This window comes from Rhodococcus sp. P14 (assembly GCF_000256505.1).
GTDB lineage: Bacteria > Actinomycetota > Actinomycetes > Mycobacteriales > Mycobacteriaceae > Rhodococcus > Rhodococcus ruber.
Genome location: NZ_AJFC01000240.1, coordinates 1 through 3,421 on the forward strand (window position 1 = coordinate 1; position 3,421 = coordinate 3,421).

Annotated in this window: 5 protein-coding genes; 4 read left to right on the forward strand and 1 reads right to left on the reverse strand. The window is 72.8% G+C overall.

The features are described from left to right. Positions 1-126: 126 nt before the first annotated feature. Positions 127-351, reverse strand: a complete 225-nt coding sequence (locus OEY_RS0117000; RefSeq protein ID WP_010595039.1) for a membrane protein — start codon at positions 349-351, stop codon at positions 127-129. Between the two features lie 145 nt (positions 352-496). Between OEY_RS0117000 and OEY_RS0117005 the strand changes: the two genes are divergently transcribed. The 4 genes from OEY_RS0117005 to OEY_RS0117020 all read left to right on the forward strand — a co-directional run. Next, positions 497-1,939: an SDR family NAD(P)-dependent oxidoreductase gene (locus tag OEY_RS0117005; RefSeq protein ID WP_010595040.1), complete on the forward strand. Its 1,443-nt coding sequence runs from the start codon at positions 497-499 to the stop codon at positions 1,937-1,939. A 138-nt stretch (positions 1,940-2,077) separates the two neighbouring features. Then, positions 2,078-2,473, forward strand: coding sequence for a universal stress protein (locus tag OEY_RS0117010; protein WP_010595041.1), 396 nt, complete (start codon positions 2,078-2,080; stop codon positions 2,471-2,473). A 47-nt stretch (positions 2,474-2,520) separates the two neighbouring features. Further along, a complete protein-coding gene (locus tag OEY_RS0117015) occupies positions 2,521-2,907 on the forward strand; it encodes a DUF2784 domain-containing protein (RefSeq protein ID WP_010595042.1) in 387 nt (128 codons plus the stop codon). Between the two features lie 10 nt (positions 2,908-2,917). Further along, positions 2,918-3,421: saccharopine dehydrogenase family protein (locus OEY_RS0117020; protein WP_010595043.1), on the forward strand; the 504-nt coding region annotated here is incomplete at its 3' end.

Genomic DNA, 3,421 nt, shown 5'->3' on the forward strand with positions numbered 1-3,421 from the left:
TGGGGGTTCAAGTCCCCCCTCGGACACTCCGAATCGAGATCGTCGACGAAGGCCCCGAACCGAGCAGGTTCGGGGCCTTCGCCGCCCGCGGCGGTGGGCGTTCGCCGCTCGCGGCGGGTGGGCGGCTCAGCCGATCCGGCCCCGGCGGAAGTAGGTGATCGGGCCGATCCAGTTCACCGCGATGATCGCGGCCCATTTCGCCTTGCTGCCCGCGACCCGGTCCGCGGGGCGCCGCGCCAGATCGGTCCACGCCGTCGCGGCGAGCGAGAGCTGCACAGCGGCGAGGGTGAGCACGAGCGTCTGCTGCCCCGGGGTCAGGTCGCGGAACTTCGGGCGGCGCCGTGCGGTCATCGTCGTCTCCTTGGGTCGAGGATTCCTTCCCGCCGAGCCTGCCACGTTCCCGCCGTCGCCGGCAGAGCCACAGGTCCCACGAGGCCGGCCGGCGCGGCCCGCCCGATACCATCGGTCCGTACCGCCCCACACGACGAACAGGCCCATGACTTCGCACACCGACGCGTCGGGTATCGATCCGACCGACCTCGCCACCTGCCTCCGCGTCCTGTCCCTCGTGGACGAGCTCGACGCCGACCATCCGGATTCGGTGACGGTGCAGCGCGCCGTCGGGAGCATGTTCAAGAAGCTCAAGCGGTTGCGCCGCAACGAGACCCGTCAGGCCAAGGTCACCGCCGACCGGCAGGTGCTCGCGACGACGGCGACCGGATCGCCCACCCGCATCGACGACGAGACGGCCGGGATCGCGTTGACCTCGAACGCACCGGGGGCGAGCGCGGGCACCCTGATCCGGCCGCGGGCCTGCTACGTGTGCAAGGACAAGTACACCCGGGTCGATGCGTTCTACCATCAGCTGTGCCCGCGCTGCGCCGCGGAGAACCACGCGAAGCGGGACGCCCGTACCGATCTGACGGGCCGGCGTGCGTTGCTCACCGGCGGCCGCGCCAAGATCGGCATGTACATCGCGTTGCGGCTGCTGCGCGACGGCGCCCACCTGACGATCACGACCCGGTTCCCGAACGACGCGATCCGTCGTTTCGCGGCCATGGAGGACAGCGCCGACTGGCTGCACCGCCTGCGCATCGTCGGCATCGACCTGCGCGACCCCGCCCAGGTCGTGGCCCTGGCCGACGACGTGGCCGCGCAGGGTCCGCTCGACATCCTCGTCAACAACGCCGCCCAGACCGTGCGCCGCTCCCCCGGCGCGTACTCCGCCCTCGCCGAGGCCGAGTCCGGTCCCCTGCCCGCCGGCCCGCGGCCGGAGGTGCTCACCTTCGGCAAGCCCTCGGACGCGCACCCGGCCGCGCTGGCCGGGTCGCTGCCGTCGCAGCTGACCGCGGAGTCGCTCACCTCGCTCGCGCTGGTGGCCGGGTCGGCCACGGCCGACCGGATCGCCGCCGGTGTCGCGGTCGACGCCGGGGGGCTGCTGCCCGATCTGGTGTACACCAACAGCTGGGTGCAGACCGTCGGGGAGGTCGAGCCGCTGGAACTGCTCGAGGTGCAGCTGTGCAACTCCGTGGCACCGTTCATCCTGGTCAATCGGCTGCGGCCGGCGCTGGCGGCCTCCCCGGCCCGCCGCACGTACGTGGTGAACGTCTCCGCGATGGAGGGGCAGTTCGCCGGGCGCCGGTACAAGGGGGCCGGGCATCCGCACACCAACATGGCCAAGGCCGCGCTGAACATGCTCACCCGCACCAGCGCCGAGGACCTGCGCGCCGACGGGATCCTCATGACCGCCGTCGACACCGGCTGGATCACCGACGAACGGCCCCACCACACCAAACTGCGCCTGGCCGAGGAGGGATTCCACGCCCCGCTCGATCTCGTGGACGGGGCGGCCCGCGTGTACGACCCGATCGTGCAGGGCGAGGCCGGGGTGGACCTGTACGGCTGCTTCCTCAAGGACTACCGCCCGGCCCCGTGGTGAGCGCGTCCCGCCGGCCGGGTGAGATCCACCCGACACGTCCGCGCAGGTAGAGACCAGTTCCACACCGCCGGGAGCGGCCGGGGCGCCCCGGGACGGGGATACTGGAGACATACGCCGTCGCCGCCTCCGGAGGATCCCATGCCCGTTGCCGTAGTCCACGCCGACACCCCGGAAGGACACGCCGCGCTCACCACGGCCGCCCGCGAGGCCGCCCACGGCGACGGCACGACCCTCGTGCTCGTCGCGGTCGACGACGACGGCGCGGCCGGGCAGCGCGAACTCGACTCGATCCGCGCGGACGTCGCCGCCGCCCTGGGTGCCGACGGGTGGGAACTGCGGACGGCGGTGCACGACGGGGACCCGGTCGCCGCGCTGGTCGACCTGGTCGAGCGGTCCGGCGCGGACCGTCTCGTGGTGGGCAGCCGCGACCGCAACGCGCTCGGCAAGTTCCTGCTCGAACGGCGCCTGCAGCGGTTGCTGCTCGAGGCGCCGGTCCCCGTCCTGGTCGTCAAGGGCACCGACGCGGACGAGTAGTCGTCCGGAACGGCCGCTGCCCCGCCCGATCCGGTTAGGCTGGCGGTATGGCGTACCGGCTGTTGGCCGACGTCACCGTGGCCGCGCACCTGGCCTTCCTGCTGTATGTGACGTTCGGCGGTTTCCTGGCGTGGCGGTGGCCCCGCACGCTGGCGCTGCACGTCGTGGCGGTGGTGTGGGGGTTCGCCACCGTCCTCGCCGGGTTCGACTGCCCGCTGACCGATCTGGAGAACTGGGCGCGTCGCCGCGCCGGGATCGAGGGCCTGCCGCCGAGCGGGTTCATCGACCACTACCTGACCGGGGTGATCTACCCGGACTCGGCGGTGGGACTCGTGCGGGCCGCGGTGGCGGTGACGATCGTCGTGTCCTGGTTCGGGTGGTGGCTGCGGCGCCGTCGTGTGAGCCGCGTCGCATCCCGACTTACCCGGCAGTAGGGTGTGGCGCATGACTGCCTCCCGCGATCTCGACATCGTCGTCTACGGCGCCACCGGCTTCGTCGGCCGGATCACCGCCGCCTACCTCGCCGAACACGCCCCCGAAGGGGTGCGCATCGCCCTCGCCGGCCGCTCCCGCACCCGTCTCGACCGCATCCGCGCCGAGCTCGGGCCCGCCGCGCAGGCCTGGCCGGTACTCGAGGCGGACGCCGGCGACCCGCAGTCGCTGGCCGCGCTCGCCGCCCGCACCCGCGTGGTGGTCACCACGGTCGGCCCCTACGCCAAGTACGGGCTGCCGCTGGTGCAGGCCTGCGCCGAGGCGGGCACCGACTACGTCGACCTCACCGGCGAGGTGTTGTTCCACCGCGAGAGCATCGACCGGTTCGACGACCTGGCGCGCCGCACCGGCGCCCGCATCGTGCACTCCTGCGGATTCGACTCGATCCCCTCCGATCTCGGCGTGCACGCGCTGCACCGGGCCGTGCAGGCCGACGACGCCGGCGATCTCACCGAC

Bases quoted from the DNA above. Each gene is read 5' to 3' on its own strand.
- OEY_RS0117015 (WP_010595042.1), top strand. From the start codon at position 2,521: ATGGCGTACCGGCTGTTGGCCGACGTCACCGTGGCCGCGCACCTGGCC.
- OEY_RS0117010 (WP_010595041.1), top strand. From the start codon at position 2,078: ATGCCCGTTGCCGTAGTCCACGCCGACACCCCGGAAGGACACGCCGCG.
- OEY_RS0117005 (WP_010595040.1), top strand. From the start codon at position 497: ATGACTTCGCACACCGACGCGTCGGGTATCGATCCGACCGACCTCGCC.
- OEY_RS0117000 (WP_010595039.1), bottom strand. From the start codon at position 351: ATGACCGCACGGCGCCGCCCGAAGTTCCGCGACCTGACCCCGGGGCAG.